This is a genomic window from Nocardia tenerifensis NBRC 101015, assembly GCF_000308715.1.
Lineage (GTDB): Bacteria > Actinomycetota > Actinomycetes > Mycobacteriales > Mycobacteriaceae > Nocardia > Nocardia tenerifensis.
On the sequence record NZ_BAGH01000613.1, the window covers coordinates 31,570 to 52,237 of the forward strand.

The window sequence follows — 20,668 nt, forward strand, 5'->3', positions numbered from 1 at the left end:
GCGGTGTCTCGATGAGCGAGCGAGCGGATACGGATCTGCCTGGGCTGCCACTGGATCGGCTCGCGGCGTGGCTGTCGACGACCCTGCCGGGTCTGTGCGGTGGACCGTTGCGCGGTCGGGTGATCGCGGGCGGGCGATCCAATCTGACCTACGCGGTGAGCGACGGAACCTCCGAGTGGATCGTGCGGCGGCCGCCGCTGGGTCACGTGCTCGCGACGGCCCACGATATGGGCCGGGAGTTCCGGGTGATGAGCGCGCTGGCCGTGACCGAGGTTCCGGTGCCGGCCACCTACGCGGTGTGCACCGACAGCGAGGTCCTGGGCGCACCGTTCTATGTGATGGAATACGTTGCGGGAACGCCTTTTCGGAGTGCGGACGAGCTCGCCGCGCTGGGCGCGGATCGGACGCGGGCCATCTCGGTCGGCATGGTCGACGCGTTGGCGGCGCTGCACTGCGTAGATCCGGCGACGGTGGGTCTCGCCGACTTCGGGCACCCGCGAGGTTTTCTCGAGCGGCAGGTGCACCGCTGGAAGAAGCAGCTGGACGCCTCCTACTGCCGGGAGCTGCCCGCGGCCGTCGAGCTGTTCGAGCTGCTCGCCGCACGCCGGCCCGAGCAGTCCCCGGACGGGATCGTGCACGGCGATTACCGGCTCGACAACATTTTGGTGGATTCCGCGGATCGGGTGGCCGCGATCATCGACTGGGAGATGGCGACCCTGGGCGATCCGCTCACCGATGTGGCTCTGCTGCTGCTGTATCAGCGTCTCGGTGTGGACGGGATGCCGGGAGTCAGCGCCGTGGCCCTGGCTCCGGGGTTCCTCACCGAGGACGAACTGCTGGATCGGTATGCGGTGAAGAGCGGCCGCGATCTGGCCGATCTCGGTTTCTATCTCGGGCTGGCGGCGTTCAAACTCGCCGCGATTCTCGAGGGCATCCATTACCGATACCTGCGCGGCAAAACCGTGGGCCCCGGCTTCGAGAACATCGGGGGCGCGGTCGAACCGATGCTGGCGACCGGGATCGCCGCTGTGAAGGAGAACAACCGATGACCGAGACGATCCGGGACGAGCTGCGGGAGCTGGTGGCGGCCGTGCTGGCCGAGCACGACCCCGCCACCACCGACGCGGTGACGTTTCACCGCGCCCGATTCGACGCGGGCTTGGCCTGGGTGCACTTTCCGGTGGGTTCGGGCGGGCTCGGGGTCGACCGGGAGCTGCAGCTGTTCGTCGACGCGCTGTTCGACCAGGCGGGCGCGCCCGGTCATCGCGCGGAGCTCAACGATATCGGGCTCGGCATGGCGGCTCCGACGATCCTGGCCTACGGCACCGCCGAGCAGCAACGGCGTTATCTGCGACCGCTGTGGACCGGTGAACAGATCTGGTGCCAGCTGTTCAGCGAGCCGGGCGCGGGATCGGATCTGGCCTCGGTCGCGACCAAAGCCGTTCGCGATGGCGAGGACTGGGATCGTCAACGGCCAGAAGGTGTGGACATCGGTCGCGCACCTGGCCCAGCTCGCGATCCTTGTGGCGCGCACCGATCCGAGCCGGCCCAAGCACGCGGGGCTGACCTATTTCATCTGCGATATGTCGGCGCCCGGTGTGGAGGTGCGGCCGCTGCGTCAGATCACCGGTCAGGCGGAGTTCAACGAGGTGTTCCTCACCGACGTGCGCATCCCGGACGCGCAACGGCTCGGCGACGAGGGGCAAGGCTGGCGGGTCGCCACGACGACGCTCAACAACGAGCGCGTGTCGATCGGCGGTCGAGCCGTTCCCCGCGACAGCGGGATCCTCGGGGCCGTCGCGCGCACGTGGCGCGAGAACCCCGCCAAGCACACCCCCGAACTGCACGACCGTCTGCTGCGGCTGTGGGTCGAGGCCGAGGCGGGGCGTTTGGCGGCGATGAAATTGCGTCAACGGGTGGCCGGCGGGCAGCCGGGGCCGGAGAGTTCCGCGCTCAAACTGTCCTACGCGCGCGGCAATCAACAGCTGACGGGCCTGGAGCTCGAGCTGCTCGGCGAGGACGGTCTGCGCTACGACGACTGGACCATGACCCAGCTGGACCGGCTCGACTTCACCACGCGCAGCGCCGGTTACCGGTTCCTGCGCGCCAAGGGCAACTCGATCGAGGGCGGCACCTCCGAGATTCTGCGCAATATCGTCGCCGAACGCGTGCTCGGCCTGCCGGTCGAGCCACGCGCGGACAAGGACATCGCCTGGAAGGACCTGAGCCGATGAGTGACATCCTGCTGCTCGACACCGACACCGAGACCTCGCTGCGCGCCACCGTGCGCGGACTGCTCGCGGCGAAATGCGACCCCGGCGCGGTGGCGCGGGCCTACGAGGGCGATCGCGGGCTGACGTCGGCGCTGTGGACATCGCTCGCCCGCGATCTGGGGCTGGCGGGTCTGCTGATCCCCGAGGAGCGCGGCGGCGCGGGCGGTTCGGTGCGCGACGCCGCGGTCGTGCTCGAGGAGCTCGGCCGATATGTCGCGCCGGTTCCGTTCCTGACCAGCAGTGTGATCGGTGCGACCGTGCTGCTCGCGGGCGACGCCGAGCTGGTCGGCCAGGTGGCGGAGGCGGCGGTGACGGTGGGGCTGCTCGCGCCGTTCACGGCGGCGTGTGCCGCGGCGGTTCCGCGTTTCGTGCGGGATGCGCGGGGGCGGTTGTCGGGCCGGGTGCGCAGCGTCGCGGGGATACACGAGGCCGATGTGCTCCTCGCGGTTGTTGAATCCGGAAGCGGCACAGAGGTTTACGCGGTTCCCGCGGCCGCGGCCACGGTGACGCCGGTGATCTCGCTCGACATGACCCGTCAGCTGGCCGATGTCGTGCTGGATTCGGTGCCCGGCGAGCTCGTCGTCGCGGCCGAGGCAGGCGATTCGGCGTTGCGGGCGGGGTTCGCGGCGGGGGTGGCATTGCTGGCCGCCGAGCAGGCCGGGGTGGCGGCGTGGTGTCTGGAGACGACGGTGTCGTATCTGCAGACGCGTCGGCAATTCGGGCGCGTCGTCGGTGGTTTCCAAGCGCTCAAGCATCGTCTCGCCGACCTGTTCGTCGACGTCGAGAGCGCCACGGCCGCCGCGCGCTATGCGGCGGGCGCGATAGCCGCCTCCGATGCCGACGCCGAGGTGGGAACCGCGGTGGCGGCGGCCTTCTGCGCCGAGGTCGCGGTCAAGGCGGCCGAGGAGGCGATTCAACTCCACGGCGGTATCGGAATGACGTGGGAGTATCCGGCGCATCTGTACCTGAAGCGAGCCAAGGCCGATCAGCTCGGGCTGGGCAGTCCCGCTTACCACCGTTCGGTGCTCGCCGACCTGGTCGATCTGCGGTTGGTGGGTCACTGAATGGACGGCGGCTCGGAATATGTTGTCCCGCTGCCCATTTCGCCCCCTGCGACGCAGCCGTCGCATCCGAACATCGCGCGCCCGCGTCCCCCGTTCGACCCCGAATTGGCGGTGATGCTGCCCGTTCTGCACCAGGAGATTCCGGCTACCGTGCGGCTTGCGGACATTCCGGTGCTGCGGGAGAGACTGCGGGCGATGGCGCCGAGTGCGGCGCAGTTGCTGGCCGGCCGCCCGATCGGGCATGTCGAGCACGTGATCGCGGGGTTCGGTGGCGCGGAGATCGTCGTCTCGGTCTTCGCGCGGACCGATCACGCGGTGCCCGGACCGGGTTTCTTCCATACTCATGGCGGCGGAATGATGCTGGGCGACCGGTTTTTCGGCTTGTCGGAGGTGCTGGACTGGGTGCAGTGGCACGACGCGGTGTGCGTGTCGGTCGAGTACCGGCTCGCGCCGGAGTTCCCGGATCCGGTGCCCGTCGAGGACTGCTACGCCGGACTCGTGTGGACCGCCGCGAACGCCGACGCGTTGGGCATCGATCCCGGGCGGCTGATCGTGGCCGGGGCCAGCGCGGGCGGTGGGCTGGCCGCCGGGCTGGCTCTGCTGGCCCGCGACCGAGGCGCGCCGGGGTTGGCGGGCCAGATCCTGATGTGTCCCATGCTCGATGATCGCGGCCGGACGGTGTCGTCGCATCAGTTCGTGGACGGGCTCGGGCTGTGGGATCGCGGGAGTCACTCGACGGCGTGGGGCGCGTTGCTCGCAGAGCGTTTCGGCACCGACGACGTTTCGTTTTATGCGGCGCCCGCGCGGGCGGAGAATCTCGATGGGTTGCCGCCCGCCTATATCGACGTGGGGTCCGCGGAGTTGCTGCGGGACGAAGCCGTGGCTTACGCGAGCGGGATCTGGGCGTGCGGAGGTGTGGCCGAGCTGCATGTCTGGCAGGGCGGGTTTCACGGGTTCTGCGCGTATGTTCCGCGGGCGGCGGTGTCGGTGCAGGCGCGGCGGACGCGGGATGCGTGGGTGGCGCGGCTGGTGGGTGTGCAGCGCTAGCCCTACCGTGCTGTGGTTGCCTCGATCAGGTCGTAGGCGAGGTCGAGGTGGACGCCGTCGGGGTTGGTGAGTCCTTTGTCGGCGTACCAGGATTCGTCGGCTTCGGGGTGGGGGCCGCTGACGCCGACGCGGCCTTTGCCGTAGGGGGCGACGACGGCGGCGGGTAGTCCGTTGGTGTATCGGGCCAGTACGGTGGCGTCGGCGCCGTCGTCGAGCAGGAAGGCGGGGCCGTCTTGGAAGTACATGTGGCGGGGCTTGCCTCGCCAGTCGACGCGGATGACGGTGTCGCGGTCGTCGGGGACGGTGGCGCCGGGGGTGCCGATCCAGCCGTCGGTGTCGCCGGGGAGCAGGTCGAAGCCGGGGTCGCGGCCGGCGAGGTAGCCGCCGAAGCACAGGCCGAGGTAGTTGCCGCCGCCGCGGACCCAGTCGCGGAGCAGGTCGGCGCGGTCGCGCAGGTCTTGCCAGGTTCGGTGCAGGTCGGCGCCGCCGCCGGGTTGGACGTAGAGCGTCGCCTCGGCCAAAGCTGCAGCGGTGAGCGGGTTTTCGGTATCGACGTATTTCACGGTGAACGGGTGTGGTGCGCGGCGCAGTACGTCGGCCACGGCGGGTGCGCAGCCGGGGCAGCCTTGCGGGCCGTTGTAGACGAGCGCGAGGGGCCGTGCGGGCTCGGCGGCGCGTGACTTGCCGCAGGCCGTGGCCAGGAGGGCGATAGCGGGCAGGGCTCCGGCGAGTAGCCGGCGGCGGTCCATACCGGTGGGGCGGGCGTGGTTCGTCGCGGGCATGGGTCCTCTCCTGGCTCCGGCTCGGGGTGCGCGGTGTTCGTACTGACTACAGTTCCATCGGGAGAGGCGGAAATGCTTCGGCGGCAATGAGTTCCGGACGGGCGGGGGATGTGGTCCGGCCGGTCGGGGTGATCGACTCAGTCGATCGGCGGGAATTTCTGACCACGCGGCGGGCGTCGTGGCGAGCTGCCTTCCAAGCGCCGGCTCTGGGAACAAGCTCCCCTGGCCGCGCCTTGCCGGTCAAGGCACCTGTCTGGACGGACGCGCGAATCCGCTTATGCGCGTCGCGAGGTACCGGCGGCGTTCCAGGCCGCCTCGATCATCGTGAAGATCTCGTCCACCGCGGCCTGCGGATCGGCCGCTGTCCTGGCGAGGGAGAACGCGTCGATCACGAACCGGGCGATCGCCCCGCAGGAGGTCGTGTCGGCCGGTTGGTCGAGGTCCGCGGCGATGGCCGCCGCCAGTGAGGCCGAGTATCGCGACTGCATCGACTCCTCGTACTGTCGCAGCGCCGGTGTGCGGTCGATCATGCCCCAGATCGGCGCGGACCTCTCGGCCGAGCAATGGCGCACCATGGCGTGGATCTGTCTGCGCAACGCGGGAATGAGCGGCTCGCCCGGCGCCCGATCGGTGACCGCCTGTGCGAGTTGCTGCGCGAAGTTCTCCTCCTGCTCGAACACCAGCGCCTCTTTCGACGCGAAATGCGAGAACAGCGTGGTGACGGCGACATCGGCCTCGGCCGCCACATCGCGGATACCGACCTCGTCATATCCGCGGTCGAGAAACATCCGCAGCGCGGTGTCGGCGATCTTCTGACGGGTAGCGGCCTTTTTACGCTCCCGACGTCCCGTCGGCGCAGTCACCCGTCGATGCTATCAGCTGCTTGTTCTTAGCCGTTCCGAAAAACTAACGGTTCGCGCGGGTGGTAGGTCCGGGTATTAGGATCGGCCGCGTGGCGAATGGGGCGGCTCGGCTGGTGGTGTTCGCCGGTCTACCGGGAAGTGGCAAGACGACGGTGGCGCGCGTGCTGGCGGACGAGATAGGCGCGACGTTTCTGCGGATCGACACCATCGAGGCGGCGATCGTGTCGACGTTGACGCCGTTCGAGGGCAATCCGGTCGGTTACGTCGCCGCGGCATGGGTTGCCGAGGATCAACTGCGCGGCGGCCGCGCGGTGGTCGTCGACGCCTGCAACAACCTGGAGATAGCGCGGAAGACCTGGACCGATCTGGCTCACCGGACGGGCGTACCGCTGCGCTGGGTAGAGGTGGTCTGCTCGGATCCGGTCCGGCATCGCGAGCGGGTGCAGGCTCGCACACCCGATTGGCCGGGGCAGGGAAACCCGACGTGGGCCCAGGTGCGGGCGCGGCCGTGGGAGCCCTTCACCGAACCGCGGATTCTGGTCGACACCATCGACACCGTCGAGACGCTGGTGGCCGATATCCGCCGGAAACTGCACGAGGACTGAAACGTTTCGCGCCGACGACGCGGCGGGGCTGCCGAAACTTGCTGCGGGCGTGGCGAATTGGCGCGGGGTTTCGCCGACGGCCGTGTGCTTACGAAATCGTGAGCACACGAGCACGACCCGGCCGGCGCGACGACGACGCCCTGCGCTGAGCGGGTCAGGTCACCTTCCGAGGGCGGCCAGCACGCTGCGGGCTTGGTGGTCGGCGCCGAGTTGGTTGGGGTGGAACGGAACCGCGGGGCCGGGCGGGGTGGTCGACCAAGGGACGAGACCCTCGACCCACCGGGTGCCGGGCGGTTGACAGCCGTCGTGGCCGGCGCTGGTGCGGTAGGTGTCGACGAACTCGGCGCCGGTGGCGTCGGCGACGCGGGCGAGCATGGTGTCGAGCTCGATGAGCTTGCGGCCCAACCAGTCCGCGTCGGGGTCGGAGATCGGCACGGTGGGGAAGCAGCCCGGACCGATGCCGACGCCTTGGAGGTAATCGATCAGCAGGATCCGCGCGCGGGGTGAGCGTTCGCGGACGCCCTGCACGGCCGCGATCACTGTGGGTTCGGCGGCAAGAATATTCAGCGACATCTGGTCGACGCCGTCGACGACGAGGGCATCCAGACAGGGCGTGGCGGCGGGGTCGGTGGTGAGGCAGCTTTGGACGGTCGCGGCCAATGCCGCGTCGTTGCCGCCGATTTCGAGGGTCACCAGGTCCGTCGTCGGGGTGAGCCGATCGAACTGCGGGGGATTGAGCCCCTGGGGGACGCTCTGCGGCGCGGTGAGGTTCTTCGTCGTCGCGCCGCCGCAGGTCGCGTCCCGGAAAACGGGCACAGCCAGCGCGGCCGCCACCTGCTTGGCGTAGTCGCCTCGGCTCTGCGCACAGCCCAGCGGCACGAACTCGTCGGTCGCCTGGGTCAGCGAGGCGTCCGCGGCCCACGAATCACCCAGCGCCACATACTCGCCGAACCCGGGATCCGCCGACGCCGCCGGCGCACCGCTCAACACCACACCCAACGCCGCACCCGCGACGACGACCCGAGAAGTCCTGCGCACCAAAGCCTCCACACCAACCAGGCCGGACACGCGACCGACCCAGGTGAACTTAGCATCCGTCCACGCGCACGCCGCTCCGCCGTCACCGCGGCGCTATACGATGCAGCCCATGTCATCTCGCCGCTCCGGCCTCGCGGCCGTCCTCGGAGCGCTCCTCGTCGCGGTCACCACGACCGGCTGTCTCGGCGCGGTGGACCGCGCCGACTTCGAGCACGACCTCCGGTCTCGCGGCGGCGGCCTGGTCTCGGCCCTGCCCGCCGCCGCCTTCGACACCCTGCGCCGGCGCCTGGACACCGCCGAGCTGCACGCCTCGGTCGTGCTGCTCACCGCGCCGGAGTCCGGCACCATGAGTTTCTCCGTGCCCGCCGGGTCCCCGCAGGTCGGCCGCTTCTTCGACGAAAATCGTTCGCTCCTGACGCAGGACAGCGCGGTGCACCTGCGTCTTCGGGTGCCCGCGCGACCGGACCAGCAGGACGACTACACCTTCGCCAATGGCGCCCTGCACGGGCCGAAACCGGTGCATGTATCGGCTTTCGAGGACCCGGACAGCGAAATGTTCGATGTGCGAGACGTTTCCGGCCTGCTGCGGCTCGAGGAAGTACTCGACGCCGCGCTCGCCCAGGCCGCCATCGAGAACGGTTCCGTCACTTCGGTTCTGGTCCACCGCGTCGGCCCCGATCCGATGATGACCGTCGACGTCACCTCGCCGCGCACCACCGTGCTCGTCCGATTCGACCGTGCCGGAACCTATCTGGGGAAGAGCCGGACATGAGCGAGGAGTACGGGGCCGACCGCGCGGACGTGACCGACGACGTCCCGCGCCGGAAGGGAATCCTGGCCACCCTGGCGGCGATCGTCATGGGCACGGCGATCCTGGGATTCGTTCTGCCCGTTGCCATCTGGCCGGGCGAGGCGAGGCTGACCGCGCCGCTGTTCTGCTCGGCGCCCTACACCGAACCGATCGTCGTGTCCGACACCGTCCACGATTCCGAGGGACAGAGCACCAACTTCTCGATGTACTGCGTCGGCGAGCGCGGCCAGTACACGGAGGAGGGTTTCCTCCTACCCTGGCTCGCGTTGTGGGCGTTGCACAGCGCGATCGTGATCGGTGTGGTGATCGTGGTGCGGGCGTGGGGGCGGTGGCGACCCGATCGGCCCACCGAACCGGTCCGGCTCGCGGAATCTACGGAACTGTAAGGGACAGTTCGGGTTCCGAGGTCACCGCGACGCTCGGCCGCTACCGATGATCTCGCTCACCGGCCGCCGTGGAGCGGTGGCATCACGACCACCCTGGTGTCGTGACCGATGTCGTGGGCGTGCCTTTTCCAGGTGTCGGTGTCGAGGAACAGGTCCAGCCGTGTGATGAGGGCGTCAGCGGCGAGGGTGGCGTCGGCTCGCATGGTCGTCATCGGCAGTACGTATTTCGGTGCGGGCTCGTCATCGAGTGTCCAGCCGAAGCACAGGACCAGGGTGTCCCCCGCGCACGCCACGGACACGTCGGTCATGTGTATCCATGGCGTGCGCCCGGTGATGGGGCTCCCAGCAGGTTGGATGTACCAGCCTGTCGCGGCGTTCGTTCGATTCCCGTCCGGGGGAGCAGGCATAGCGCTCGCCTCCCGCAGGTAATCCTGCAGGGCATCAGCGGCTTCGGTGACCCAGGCGGGAGAGGAGACAGGGTGGTGTGCCATCAGCCCAGTGTGTCATTGACCCAGTCCGGGCAGAATCCTTCATCCGCCTCGCTGCCGGTCTTGCAGTAGGCGGTGATGAGCCCCATGTCATATTCGTCGAGGTGACCTTCCTCCGGAATCGGTGCTGGACTCGTGGCGCCGGCGTAGTGCTGCCGCGATACCGAGTGCGGCGGCGATCAGCAGCCAGAGCGTTGCTTCGAGGCCGGCCAGGACAGCTGTACCCCACAGCATGATGAACGGGCCGTACTCGGCCACCCTGGCCCAGTATCCGCAGGGGCCGACGTCCTGGGGAATGGTCGCGCATTCGGGGTGGGCGTGGGCCGCGAAGCCGAGGGTCGCGAGCGCCGGAATCCCCACGGTGACACCGATGATGATCGCCGCGACTGTGGCGGGGCGGGACAGGACTGCCATGCGGTCAGACGCTACTGCGCGGCCGGAGACGAGTGCCAGCCCGGAAAACCTTGTGCCGACTGGGCATAGGCCGCGGCCGTCGACGGGTTCAGGTGCGCATCCGCTCGGTCAACTCCGCCGCGACCTCGACGGCGATCTCGATCACCTTGGCCGCCAACGGCGAATGCGTCCGGCCCGCCCGCCAGTGCAGGCAGATCTCGCGTGCCGGCAGCTCCGGACGCAGCTCGTGGACGCTGAGCCGCGCGTCGGACTCGACGCCGGCGCCGTGCAGGGCCAGCCACGGCAGCACCGCCGACCCCATCCCGGCGCGCACCATCGACAGCAGCGTCTCGTTGCCCGTGGTGCGGAAGACGACCTTCGGGTGCGCGCCGCCGCGGGCCAGCGCCTGCTCCATCCAGGACTGGTCGCAGATCGCGGGCCAGGCGACCATCGGCACGCCGTCGAGTTGCGCCAATGCCACCGGGCCCGCAGCGAAGGCGCCAGGCGCGGCCACGAGCAGATATCGGTCGTCGAGGAGCTTGAGGTGCTCGACGTCGCCGTCGAGGGGGCGGTCGTAGAACAGCAGGTCGAGCTCGCCGATGTGCGGGTCCTCCGGTTCTTCCTCGAACAGCCGGATATCGCAGCCGGGGTGCTCGTCACGCAGACGGCGCACGACGGCGGGCAGGATCACCGTCGAAACGCTTTGGAAGGTGCCGATATCGATGCGGCCCTCGCCGGCCTGGAACCGATCCACCGCCTCGGACAGCGCGGCCGCTGCGGCCAGTAGTTCGCGTGCGTGCTCGAGGACGACGGCGCCGAGCGGGGTGAGCCGTACCGGTCTCGGACCGCCCGGTCGATCGAATACCGTACCGCCGATGGATCTTTCGAGCGCGGCGATCTGCTGACTCACCGTGGACTGGGTGTACCCGAGCCGGGCCGCCGCGCGCCCGAACGAACCTTCGTCGGCGATGGCGGCCATCGCGGCCAGGTGCCTCAGGTCGACATCGGTCATGGAGTTCTCGAACTATCCATCGGCTAGAGCGATTGCTTCGATCGCATATTATCGCTTTTCACGATGTTGCTCGGCCCTTTACCTTGAGTCCCATGACTCCGCACACCACCGCTGACAGCAGCACCTTCGTCCTGATCCACGGCGGCGGCGACGTCGGCTGGTACTGGCACCTCGTCGAAGCCGAACTGCGCGCCCGCGGACACGACGTCGTCGCCCCCGACCTGCCCGCCGACGACGAGTCACACACCCTGACCGACTACGCCGACGCCGTCGTCGAGGCCGTCGGCGACAAACAGAATCTCGTCGTCGTCGGCCACTCCTTCGGCGCGTTCACCGCATCCCTGGTCGCCGACCGGCTGCCCGTCGACGTGCTCGTCCTGCTGGCCGGCATGGTGCCGTCGCCGGGGGAGCCACCGGCGCAATGGTCCACCAACACCGGCCTGCGCGCCGTCGTGGCCGAGCAGGCCGAACGCGACGGCGGCCGCACCGGCCACGAGGACCCCTACGTGAGCTTCTACCACGATGTACCAAGGGAACTCGCCACCGAGGCGATGAGCAAAGAGCGTGCGCATCCCTCGCCCACCGCGATGGCCAACCCGTGGCCGCTGGCCGCGTGGCCCGACGTGCCCACCAAGTTCGTGCTCTGCCGCGACGACCGCCTCTTCCCGCCCGACTTCTTCCGCCAACTGGTACCCGAGCGCCTGGGCGTGGTCCCCGACGAGATCGCGGGCAGCCACTGCGTCGCACTCAGCCGGCCCAAGGAGGTCGCCGACATCCTGGACGGCTACGCCGCGGACGCCCGGCGCTGAGGTGGCTCAGGCGGGCACGACCACGGGCTCATCCGCCTTCTGGAAACCCGGCAGGTGCCGATTCACCGCGGGGATCAACAGCTGGATCAACGGGCCGATACCGAACGCGTAGACCAGTGTGCCGATGCCGACGCTGCCACCCAGCAGCCAACCGGTCGACAACACCGTCACCTCGATCGCGGTCCGCACCACCCACACCGACACACCGGTCCGGCGGACCAGGCCAGTCATCAATCCATCACGCGGGCCAGGACCCATCCCCGCACCGATGTACAGCACCGTCGCGATCGCGTTGAGCAACACCGCGGCACCCATCGCGCCCACCCGCGCCGCAATCATCTCCCACGCCGGCAGCAACCACAGCCCGACATCCACCGACACCGCGATGACCACCACATTGCTCACCGTGCCCAGACCGGGCCGCTGCCGCAACGGAATCCACGCCAGCAGCACCGCGACCCCGGTCGCCGCGGTCACCGCGCCGAAACTGATCGGCACATGCCGCGCCACACCCTGATGGAACACGTCCCACGGATCCAGCCCGAGCCCCGCGCGCACCATCACCGCCATCGAGAACCCGTACAACCACAAACCCACATACAGCGCGACCAACCGGCGAATCAACACGCGCCCAAGCATGACCGACCACTGGCCCCTCGCCACAGAGCCAGTCACCAACAGCTGGACTCACAACCGGACCTCCCGGTGGACCCCCGACCCGGAGATAACACCCTGAGCATTCACCCACCGGGGCGTACCCGAGACGGTACCTGGGGCCGATGCGCTGACCAGTCCATACGGAACACACTGGCGGACAACATGAACAGTCGACGAGTCACCGCCATCATGAGCATCTTCCGCAAGAAGCCGCCCGCGACCGATGAGCGCTCCGGCACGCCCATCGACGCCGACGAGCAGGATCGCCTACGTCGCCGCCTTCTGGGCGGGTACTACGGAGGGAACGATGGGATTTAGCCGAAAGGGTTGACCCGCAACGGGTTTCAGCCCTACGTTCAAAAAGTCACAGTGACGATTTGAACGTAGGGTGCCCAAGGGCCCGGGGGAGCACCCCTCAAATTGTCGAAACCCCTTTCCTTTTCGCCGAAAGGAGGCCGATGCCGACCGCTCGGCGCGTAAGGTGTTGCCTGACAACGCGTCAGGGAATTCCTGACACGCCCTGAGTGAGAGGACAGCCCGTTGACTGACACTCCGGCGGATTTCATCGCCCACTGCTCGTTCTGCCGACGACCCAATACCGAGGTGTCCACCCTGGTCGCCGGGCCTGGCGTATTCATCTGCGACGACTGCGTCACCATCGCGGCGCAGATCGTCGCCGGCGCGACACCCGGCGAAGGCGCCCGGGTCGCGCCATGGTCGCTGGACATGCCGCTAGCATCAGTCCTCGCCGGACTGGGTCCGGTGGCCGCGGCGGGCGCCCAAGCCGACCGCAATCTGCGCCTGTGGGTCGCCAAGGCTCGCACGCTCGGTGCCACCTGGACGCAGATCGGACAAGCGCTGGGGATGACCCGGCAGTCGGCGTGGGAGCGTTACGCCGCAGACAGCCGGGATATGCCGGAGGATTCAGTAAGCGCGGGTTGAGTGAGGATGCCGCGGGAGTCGGTGACAATGGCGCCGAAACGGATCCGCTCGTCTCGGGCGGTGAACGCACCTCTCCGGCGATAGCTGAACCTCGGCCCGGCTATCGTCGGAACTCCCCGCGTGCGTTCGTAATTCGGACTTGGATGATGTCCGTCTCAGGGCGTTGCACCGGTGGGCGATCCGTCGTTGTGGTAACCCCCGTTTTTGCGATACCCGCCATCCGAGTGATAGCCACCATCGGGGTGATAGCCACCGTCCGAGTGATAACCCCCGGAGGTCGTCGGCTCCGGAGCGACGGACGCCTCCCAAGGGCAAGGCGCTGGAATAGCTTGCGCCGCAGTGGAAGCCATAGCCAAGGCGGCACCGGCCACACACGCGCCGGCGATGATTCGAGTTACTTCTTTCATGACACTTTTCCTTCTTGGATGTTGCGACCGAGTCGGTCACGAGCAACGTTGTCGACCCCCGTGGGGACCATAGCAACCGGCACGAGCACCGAAGCTCCACAGCAACGACCACCGGCTCCGTTGCGCACCTAATGCGTCTACCAGAGGGAATGTCGCTCACCGGCATTCATCGGGTCGCCGGAGAGCGCTTCGGACCGGCAATTTTGCCGCTGCATAGCCGGACAACTACCGACGGTCCCGTAAGGCGGCAAGGTTGCCAACCCCGCCACAGGTTTCAAAACGTCACTGTGACGTTTTGGCGGTAGGCGGTAAGACCAAAGAGGAGAGGGCTCGAAACCCCAATCCGAAAGCCCTCCAATAGTTTCCACCCAAACAGGACGAATGCCGGAATATTTACACCCCGGCAAATCCAAACCAAGGGGAGATCAACATCGATCCACCCGCACAACAGAGCCGACGCCTCACCAGCGAAGCCGGAGCACCTCAGGACTTGGATGCCGGACACCGCGAAACCTCGCACACACCAACAACATCCAGGCCGAACGCCCGTCATTTATCCACGTCCGTTCGTACGCCGATAATCAACACTATGTCAACTAGGGCTCCACCGCCACCGCGGCGTCGATCGCCCGCACTGCGATCGTCGAGAGCATGCGGCCGACGCGATGAACGCCCGTTCGTTCCGACTCACCTCCGCCAAAGCGACATTTCAGCGATGGCCGCGGCAGTCCGCACTTGGGCTGGCGACGACTATCGCCCTCCTCGCCGTTCCCGCGGGATTCGTCGGCTTTGTCGTGACGGCGGAATCGCAGTCTGCCGCACCTGGATTCATCGTTGATCTCTGGCTGCTGCTCGTGGTCACCACGATTCTCATCGCGAGTTGGCTCTGGGTGTGGCGCGTGAGCCGAAGTGCCGAGCAGGAAACCACTGACGACGTGTTGCCGGATGTCGAAACCCCACGGCTCATCCTGCGCCGACCGAAGCCGAACGACGCGATCTCGTTCGCGGCCACGATCGATGAGGTGATGCTCGCCAACAATGGCTGGACGACACAGTATGCCCGGGCACTGATCAAGGCGGTCGGCCGCGGCCACCCCACCCTGGGGCTTCTCGTGTTCGAGTCCCGGTCGGACGCGACCGTGATCGGCGGCGCCACTGTGCACCCGATCCCCGGCACGACGTCGTCGTGTTCCCTCGGTTGGTGGATCGGCCCACATCACCGCGGAGCCGGTTACGCGAGCGAAGCGGTCACCGCGCTCATCGACGCGATCCACGACGCCGGATACCTGAGGGTCGCGATCGGCACGGACGAGTCCAACCGTGCGGTACAACGCATCTGCGACAAGATCGGCGCGACAGTCGTGGACCGGCGACCACAGCCATTGCCGAATGGATCGACCGTCCCCGGGATTTGGTATGAGCATCAGCGTGTGGCCTCAAAATCGACGTGATCAGGCTGTCTTAGCTGCGATTAGGAGAACTGTGGATGAGGGCTGCCTGCGGTGGTCCCGGCAGATCTACAGTCACCTCGAAGACGCAGGGTTACCAGCAGAGGATGTGTCGGTGTGTGCTGAGACACTTCCCTCATGACCGAGACGCCACTCCCTACCGATCTCGTGCGGTGCTCCCCGACGAAAGGATGCGGGCAGCTGAAGCCGAGAAGGTTGATGGCGCAACCCGGTCCGCGCGCTCCGCTCTGCGGGGCGTGTTACCAACGAGCTCGCCGTGCACGCCAGGGGCCTACCGTGGCGCGACGAGCGAATCTCTGGGCAAAATATCGCATCCGACCAGAGCAATACGATGCGATGCGGGAGCGTCAGGGCTACCGGTGCGGTATCTGCGAGATCCATGAAGACGATATCGACCTGTCGGGCGTCGGCGGCCGACCGCGCAAGGATGGACAACAACTGGGCAAGGTTCCGCTCGCCGTCGACCACGACCACTCCTCCGGCGTCATCCGTGGCCTCCTGTGCCCGAGGTGCAATGCGGGTCTGGGGGCATTCGGAGACGACACCGGTCGACTGACCGCGGCAGTCGGCTATCTCGAACGCTTCGCGAAGGTCGATGACGATCGTGAGAGAACCGAAGGACTTTCGGCCGTCGGCTCCCCCTGATCACGAAAGCCCGTCAGTGCCAGTTGCTGATCTGGACGTCGTCGGGTGAGGGCGCACCGGTCCCGGTCTCGACCAACTGCTTGAGGCTCAGCAGGTAGCTGGCCCACTTGGTGCTGCAGTGGTGCATGAACTCGCCGGGCTCTTTCCAACCCTGATGCTTGAACAGGACGATGGTGAAGTCCTCTTCGCGCTTCAGGTCCCACACGACCTCGGTGCCGATCCACTCCTCGGGGCCGTCGATCACCTCCCACAGCACCCGCCGGCCCGGCTGAAGGTCGACGACCTTCATGTCGAATCCCCCGGGCACGAAACGGAATTGGACGACTCCCCCGGTGTTCGAGTCGCCGGTGGTGTCGCGGGTCCACCAGCCGGCCAGCCCGTCGATCGTGGTGAGCGCGGTGTATACATCGTCGGTCGACGGTGACTTGACGCCGATCCTGTGCAGAATGTCCATTGTCGATTCCTTTCCTTACTGCTGTTTGCCGCGTTGAATGGCTTCGGCGATCCGCTTGATGCGCGCGAGCCTGGCGTCCCAGCTCGATCCGACGGCGTTGAGTTGCGCCACGGCGCGGGCGAGCTGTGCGTCGTCGACGCGATAGCGTCGCTCCCTGCCTTCGGAGGTGCCGTGTACCAGGCCGACTCGGTCGAGGACGCCGAGGTGTCGCGCGACGGCCTGTCTGGTGACGGGGAGTCGCTCGCTGAGGCTGGTCGCGGTGCCTTCGCCGTCGGCGAGGAGCAGGTCGAGCATGCGTCGGCGGGTGGGGTCGCCGATGGCGGACCACAGGTCGTCGTCGACCGCGCTGTTCATCGCCGGGCGACCAGTCGGGTGACGTAGTCGCCGAGCCGCGCCAGGTGGTAGTCCCAGCCCTGGACGTGCTCGTTGTACTGTTGCTCGAGAACGGCGATCTCCCAGCCCATTTCGCGGAATCCGGTCTCGGTCATCCGGACCGAGGTGCCGTCGCCGGAGGGGGCGAGTTCGAAGGTGACGAACAGCGAGTTGCCGACGGCCGCCGCTTCGTCGGCCGGATGCGTCCAGCGAAAGGAGAACAGGCTGTGTGGCTCGGCGTCGACCACGGTGATCGAGACGGCGTCGTGCCCGGTGTCGTTCTGCCAGGTGAGCGTGCCGACGGAGCCGGGGCTCGGTTCGTAGGCGGCGTCGTCGGGCCACCACTCCTTCAGATGGGTGGGGCTGCTGATGACCTCGTAGACCACCTCGGGGGTGGCGTCGACGTACATCGACCGTTCGATTCGCCCGTACTCCATGCCCGTTCTCCTAACTCGCAACGATGTGTTGCGCATGACGGTAGGCGACGAAGACCGAATGTGCAACACATCGTTGCGCATTCTTGCACTGCAACCAATGGACCACGACCCGACGAAACCCGCCCTAGCAGGTATTCGACGGTCACGGTCGGGAAGATCGTTTATTCTCGGGAGGGGGCTCGGGAAGCCATTTTTGATCGGGTGGGCCACATGGAAATGGACCGGGCGGCGGCTACGCAGACGGCGTTGACGCGACTGGTTGTCGGATTCGACAGCGCATGGCGGGACGCGGACGCCCCACCGGACCTGGCGGCGCATCTGCCCGCCGACCACGGCCTGCGCCGCTCGGCGCTGATCGAGTTGATCAAGGTCGACCTCCACCACCGCTGGCGGGACTCCGCCGACGGCAAACGCCTCGCGGACTACCGCGCCCAGTTCCCCGAACTCGACGCCGCTCCCCTGCCGCCGGACCTCATCTACGAGGAGATCACCGCCCGCACCCGCGGCGGCGACCCCGACCTCGACCTCACCGAGTACGAGCACGACTTCGCCGTCCAGATGGCCCAGCTCGCCACCCAACTCGACACCGACATCCTGGCCGCCGAGAACTTCCGCACGACCCTGCTCTCCGACCCGACCGCGATCAACGCGCTCGACACCATCGCCCCCGGCGCGACCATCGACGACTTCGACCTCCTGATAGCCCTCGGCCAGGGCGCGTTCGCACGCGTCTTCCTGGCCCGCCAACGCTCCATGCAACGCCTTGTCGCGGTGAAGATCTCCCGCGACCGCGGCATCGAACCGCAGACCCTCGCCCAGCTCGACCACGAACACATCGTGCGCGTCTTCGATCAACGCCAGATCGAGGAGCAACACCTCAAGCTCATGTACATGCAGTACGTCCCAGGCGGCACCCTGCTCGGCGTGCTCCGCCTGGTCCGCACCACGCCCATCGCGCAACGTACCGGCCAGCTGCTGCTCGACGCCGTCGACGCGGCCGTCACCTCCAGCGGTGTCCTCACCCCGCAACCCTCCGCGACCCGAGCCGAACTGGCCCGCCTGAGCTGGTCGGAGGCCGTGGCCTGGCTCGGCAGCCGCCTCGCCACCGCACTGGACTACGCCAACCGCGCCGGCGTCCTGCACCGCGACATCAAACCGGCCAACGTGCTGCTCACCGCCGACGGACAACCCAAGCTCGCCGACTTCAACATCAGCTTCAGCGCCCACATCCCCGGCGCGAGCCCGGTCGCGTACTTCGGCGGCTCCCTGGCCTACATGTCCCCCGAACAGCTCGAGGCCTGCCACCCCGGCTTGCCCACCACCGCCGCCGACCTCGACACCCGCAGCGATCTCTATGCTCTCGCGGTCGTGCTGTGGGAGCTGCTCACCGGCCGGCTCCCGTTCGCCGACGAGCTCGGCATCGGCGAATCCGACACCTCGCTCACCCGCATGATCGAGCTGCGCCGCAAGCCGATTCACGATCGGCTCAAGACCAGCGCGCCCGCCGACTGCCCGCAGATCCTGCGGCACGCGCTGCTGACCTGTCTGTCCCCCGACCGCGAGAACCGCTACGCCACCGGCGCCGACCTCGCCCAGCACCTCGAGCTCACCCTCGACAAGCCCGCACGCGACCTCGTCGACCCACCCTCGCGCAGCCTGCGCGGTCGTCTGCGGATGCGACCGATGCCGGTGGTGTCGGTGTCGAGCGTGCTCGGGCAGATGCTCGGCGGCCTGTACCTGGCCGGGCACAACACCAAACTGCTCGACCTCGAACTCGGCGCCGACGGACAGGCACAGATCACCCGCTTAGCCATGATCGCGGCCGCCATCGGCTACCCCGTAGGCATCGGGCTCCTGCTGTACTGGTGCCGGTTGGTGTTCCTGGTCCCCCACGGTCTGCGACAGGGCAAGCACTACGACGACGAAACCCTCGCCAAGGCGCGCAAGGACACCCTCGCCTGTAGCGACCGCATCGCGGCCGTCGCGTTCACCGGATGGGCGCTCGCGCTGGTGGCCTTCCTGGTCAAACTGCATGAAATCGCGGACCTCTCCGCGGGACTGCTGTTCAACCTCATCTCCTCGCACCTGGTCGCGGCCGCGCTCGCCGTCGTGTACACCTACTTCCCCGTGACGTTCTTCGTACTGCGTTGGTACTATCCGGGATTGGTCGCCGCCGGACGCAGCTCCCCCGACGACTCGGTGCAACTGCGACGACTGGCTCGGCGCAGCCGGATCTACCTCGGCATCGCCGCGTCGGTGCCGCTGTTCGGCGTCGCCGCGGGCGTCGCGTTCCTCGACCCGACCCAGCAGCAGGCCGTGATCGCCTCGATCGTGGCGCTGTGCGTGTGCGGGTTGTTCGCGTTCCTCGGCACACTGCGCGTGTTCTACACCCTCGAATCCGACCTGCACGCGCTCGACCGCATCGTCAACCCGCACGCGCGCCCGTGACAGGACACTCCTTGCAGCCGTTCCGAATCCAGGTACCCGAACACGAGCTCACCGACCTGCGGGCCCGGCTGCGCGCCACCAGGTGGGCCGAGCGCGAGACCGTCGACGACTGGTCCCAAGGCGTGCCCCTGGCGTACCTACAAGAGCTGTGCGCCTACTGGGCCGACGAATACGACTGGCGCGCCACCGAAGCGCGCCTGAACGCCCTGCCGAACCTGCGCACCGAGATCGAAGGACTCGGCCTCCACTTCCTGCACGTGCGCTCGCCCGAACCCGACGCGCTCCCGCTCGTCCTCACGCACGGCTGGCCCGGCTCGATCATCGAGTTCGGCAAGGTGATCGGACCGCTCACCGACCCCGCGGCCCACGGCGGCGACCCGGCCGACGCGTTCCATCTGGTCTGCCCGTCGCTACCCGGTTACGGCTTCAGCGACCGGCCGAGCGAACCGGGCTGGGGCCTAGACCGCATCGCCGCGGCGTGGGCCGAGTTGATGACGCGGCTCGGGTACCGGCGCTACGGCGCGGCCGGCGGCGACTGGGGTACCAGCGTCTCCACCCGGCTCGCCCAGCGCTATCCCGAGCAGGTCGCCGGGATCCACCTCGTGCCGCCGCTCGCGCCGCCCGACCCCGCGACCTTCGACGACCTCACCGAACAGGAGCGGGCCGCGCTCCGCACGCTCGAGTCGGCGGGCCGGTGGGAGTCCGGGTACTCGCGGATGCACGCCACGCGGCCGCAGACCGTGGGCTACGGACTCGTGGACTCCCCGGCCGCCTTGTGCGCGTGGATCATCGAGAAGTTCTGGTCGTGGACCGACTGCGACGGGCACCCGGAGAACGTGCTCTCCCGTGACGAACTGCTCGACAACCTCATGCTCTACTGGCTGCCTGGCACCGGCGCGTCCGCGGCCCGGCTGTACTGGGAGAGCATCGCGCAGGTAGACGAGTGGATCAACGGGACGGTGCGCGACACCGTGGACGTGCCGACCGGCTGCTCGATCTTCCCCAAGGAGATACAGCGACCCTCCAGACGTTGGGCCGCACGGCGTTTCACCGATATTCGGTACTGGAGCGAACCCATGCGCGGGGGGCACTTCGCGGCGTTCGAACAGCCGGAGTTGTTCGTTGATGATGTACGGGCGTTCTTCCGGCTGGTGCGCTGAAGTGCCCTCTGCTTCTATGCAGCTGTTCTGTGTGGGTGACGTGTGGTCTTTAGTGGACCACCGAATAGCATTGAATGCATATATACGCACGTCTAGGTACCTCAAT

General features: G+C 67.9%; 23 protein-coding genes and 1 pseudogene. 14 read left to right on the forward strand and 10 right to left on the reverse strand.

The window, feature by feature from the left end:
* The first annotated feature begins 11 nt into the window (after nucleotides 1-11).
* The 4 genes and pseudogenes from ON39_RS44275 to ON39_RS44290 all read left to right on the forward strand — a co-directional run bounded on the left by ON39_RS44275 (nucleotide 12) and on the right by ON39_RS44290 (nucleotide 4,384).
* A complete protein-coding gene (locus ON39_RS44275; protein WP_040743321.1) occupies nucleotides 12-1,049 on the forward strand; it encodes a phosphotransferase family protein in 1,038 nt (345 codons plus the stop codon).
* Nucleotides 1,046-2,234, forward strand: a pseudogene (locus ON39_RS44280) (acyl-CoA dehydrogenase family protein). The gene ON39_RS44275 and the pseudogene ON39_RS44280 overlap by 4 nt, the downstream one beginning before the upstream one ends.
* A complete protein-coding gene (locus ON39_RS44285) occupies nucleotides 2,231-3,337 on the forward strand; it encodes an acyl-CoA dehydrogenase family protein (protein WP_040743266.1) in 1,107 nt (368 codons plus the stop codon). Before ON39_RS44280 ends, ON39_RS44285 begins: the two are co-directional and overlap by 4 nt.
* The gene (locus tag ON39_RS44290) at nucleotides 3,338-4,384 is read left to right on the forward strand and encodes an alpha/beta hydrolase (RefSeq protein ID WP_083895097.1); all 1,047 of its coding nucleotides are present in this window, start codon (nucleotides 3,338-3,340) and stop codon (nucleotides 4,382-4,384) included.
* Between the two features lie 2 nt (nucleotides 4,385-4,386).
* Here the strand turns inward: ON39_RS44290 and ON39_RS44295 are convergent, their stop codons facing one another.
* Entirely contained in the window at nucleotides 4,387-5,166 is a 780-nt protein-coding gene (locus ON39_RS44295) for a BPL-N domain-containing protein (RefSeq protein WP_246002646.1), read from the reverse strand.
* A 275-nt stretch (nucleotides 5,167-5,441) separates the two neighbouring features.
* Nucleotides 5,442-6,029: a TetR/AcrR family transcriptional regulator gene (locus ON39_RS44300; protein ID WP_040743268.1), complete on the reverse strand. Its 588-nt coding sequence runs from the start codon at nucleotides 6,027-6,029 to the stop codon at nucleotides 5,442-5,444.
* A gap of 89 nt (nucleotides 6,030-6,118) precedes the next feature.
* On the opposite strand from ON39_RS44300, the gene ON39_RS44305 reads away from it, so the two are divergent.
* Nucleotides 6,119-6,634 carry a P-loop nucleotide/nucleoside kinase family protein gene (locus ON39_RS44305; protein ID WP_157195662.1) on the forward strand — a complete coding sequence of 172 codons (516 nt, stop codon included), beginning with the start codon at nucleotides 6,119-6,121 and terminating at the stop codon, nucleotides 6,632-6,634.
* Nucleotides 6,635-6,793: 159 nt separating this feature from the next.
* On the opposite strand, the gene ON39_RS44310 is transcribed toward ON39_RS44305, so the two are convergent.
* Nucleotides 6,794-7,672, reverse strand: a complete 879-nt coding sequence (locus ON39_RS44310; protein ID WP_051187935.1) for an SGNH/GDSL hydrolase family protein — start codon at nucleotides 7,670-7,672, stop codon at nucleotides 6,794-6,796.
* A gap of 109 nt (nucleotides 7,673-7,781) precedes the next feature.
* Between ON39_RS44310 and ON39_RS44315 the strand changes: the two genes are divergently transcribed.
* Nucleotides 7,782-8,444: a hypothetical protein gene (locus ON39_RS44315; protein WP_040743270.1), complete on the forward strand. Its 663-nt coding sequence runs from the start codon at nucleotides 7,782-7,784 to the stop codon at nucleotides 8,442-8,444.
* Nucleotides 8,441-8,869 carry a hypothetical protein gene (locus ON39_RS44320; RefSeq protein WP_051187926.1) on the forward strand — a complete coding sequence of 143 codons (429 nt, stop codon included), beginning with the start codon at nucleotides 8,441-8,443 and terminating at the stop codon, nucleotides 8,867-8,869. Before ON39_RS44315 ends, ON39_RS44320 begins: the two co-directional genes overlap by 4 nt.
* Nucleotides 8,870-8,925: 56 nt before the next feature.
* Here the strand turns inward: ON39_RS44320 and ON39_RS44325 are convergent, their stop codons facing one another.
* From ON39_RS44325 to ON39_RS44335, 3 genes are all read right to left on the reverse strand, one after another.
* Nucleotides 8,926-9,177 carry a hypothetical protein gene (locus tag ON39_RS44325; RefSeq protein WP_040743271.1) on the reverse strand — a complete coding sequence of 84 codons (252 nt, stop codon included), beginning with the start codon at nucleotides 9,175-9,177 and terminating at the stop codon, nucleotides 8,926-8,928.
* Nucleotides 9,178-9,447: 270 nt separating this feature from the next.
* Nucleotides 9,448-9,771 carry a hypothetical protein gene (locus ON39_RS44330; RefSeq protein WP_040743272.1) on the reverse strand — a complete coding sequence of 108 codons (324 nt, stop codon included), beginning with the start codon at nucleotides 9,769-9,771 and terminating at the stop codon, nucleotides 9,448-9,450.
* A gap of 88 nt (nucleotides 9,772-9,859) precedes the next feature.
* Nucleotides 9,860-10,762 carry a LysR family transcriptional regulator gene (locus tag ON39_RS44335; protein WP_040743273.1) on the reverse strand — a complete coding sequence of 301 codons (903 nt, stop codon included), beginning with the start codon at nucleotides 10,760-10,762 and terminating at the stop codon, nucleotides 9,860-9,862.
* Between the two features lie 92 nt (nucleotides 10,763-10,854).
* Here ON39_RS44335 and ON39_RS44340 point away from each other — a divergent pair, with 92 nt between their 5' ends.
* Nucleotides 10,855-11,571, forward strand: a complete 717-nt coding sequence (locus tag ON39_RS44340) for an alpha/beta hydrolase (protein WP_040743274.1) — start codon at nucleotides 10,855-10,857, stop codon at nucleotides 11,569-11,571.
* A 6-nt stretch (nucleotides 11,572-11,577) separates the two neighbouring features.
* Here ON39_RS44340 and yczE read toward each other — a convergent pair whose 3' ends face one another.
* On the reverse strand, nucleotides 11,578-12,210 hold the full coding sequence (gene yczE / locus ON39_RS44345) for a membrane protein YczE (protein ID WP_040743275.1): 633 nt from the start codon (nucleotides 12,208-12,210) through the stop codon (nucleotides 11,578-11,580).
* A 180-nt stretch (nucleotides 12,211-12,390) separates the two neighbouring features.
* Between yczE and ON39_RS49520 the strand changes: the two genes are divergently transcribed.
* The 4 genes from ON39_RS49520 (at nucleotide 12,391) to ON39_RS48040 (ending at nucleotide 15,691) form a co-directional block, all read left to right on the forward strand.
* Complete coding sequence (locus tag ON39_RS49520) at nucleotides 12,391-12,546, forward strand: hypothetical protein (protein ID WP_157195663.1); 156 nt, start codon at nucleotides 12,391-12,393, stop codon at nucleotides 12,544-12,546.
* Nucleotides 12,547-12,768: 222 nt separating this feature from the next.
* A complete protein-coding gene (locus tag ON39_RS44350) occupies nucleotides 12,769-13,170 on the forward strand; it encodes a ClpX C4-type zinc finger protein (RefSeq protein ID WP_083895100.1) in 402 nt (133 codons plus the stop codon).
* 1,072 nt (nucleotides 13,171-14,242) lie between these two features.
* On the forward strand, nucleotides 14,243-15,028 hold the full coding sequence (locus ON39_RS46650; protein ID WP_051187928.1) for a GNAT family N-acetyltransferase: 786 nt from the start codon (nucleotides 14,243-14,245) through the stop codon (nucleotides 15,026-15,028).
* Between the two features lie 294 nt (nucleotides 15,029-15,322).
* Nucleotides 15,323-15,691, forward strand: coding sequence for an endonuclease VII domain-containing protein (locus tag ON39_RS48040; RefSeq protein ID WP_157195664.1), 369 nt, complete (start codon nucleotides 15,323-15,325; stop codon nucleotides 15,689-15,691).
* Between the two features lie 13 nt (nucleotides 15,692-15,704).
* On the opposite strand, the gene ON39_RS44365 is transcribed toward ON39_RS48040, so the two are convergent.
* From ON39_RS44365 to ON39_RS44375, 3 genes are read right to left on the reverse strand one after another with little or no spacing between them, the layout of a single operon-like run.
* Complete coding sequence (locus ON39_RS44365; RefSeq protein WP_040743277.1) at nucleotides 15,705-16,145, reverse strand: SRPBCC family protein; 441 nt, start codon at nucleotides 16,143-16,145, stop codon at nucleotides 15,705-15,707.
* 15 nt (nucleotides 16,146-16,160) lie between these two features.
* Complete coding sequence (locus tag ON39_RS44370; RefSeq protein ID WP_040743278.1) at nucleotides 16,161-16,499, reverse strand: ArsR/SmtB family transcription factor; 339 nt, start codon at nucleotides 16,497-16,499, stop codon at nucleotides 16,161-16,163.
* On the reverse strand, nucleotides 16,496-16,954 hold the full coding sequence (locus ON39_RS44375) for an SRPBCC domain-containing protein (RefSeq protein ID WP_040743279.1): 459 nt from the start codon (nucleotides 16,952-16,954) through the stop codon (nucleotides 16,496-16,498). The genes ON39_RS44370 and ON39_RS44375 overlap by 4 nt, the downstream gene beginning before the upstream one ends.
* A 246-nt stretch (nucleotides 16,955-17,200) precedes the next feature.
* Here ON39_RS44375 and ON39_RS44380 point away from each other — a divergent pair, with 246 nt between their 5' ends.
* Nucleotides 17,201-19,402 carry a serine/threonine-protein kinase gene (locus ON39_RS44380; RefSeq protein WP_246002648.1) on the forward strand — a complete coding sequence of 734 codons (2,202 nt, stop codon included), beginning with the start codon at nucleotides 17,201-17,203 and terminating at the stop codon, nucleotides 19,400-19,402.
* An 11-nt stretch (nucleotides 19,403-19,413) separates the two neighbouring features.
* Complete coding sequence (locus tag ON39_RS44385; protein ID WP_040743281.1) at nucleotides 19,414-20,562, forward strand: epoxide hydrolase family protein; 1,149 nt, start codon at nucleotides 19,414-19,416, stop codon at nucleotides 20,560-20,562.
* Nucleotides 20,563-20,668: the final 106 nt, after the last annotated feature.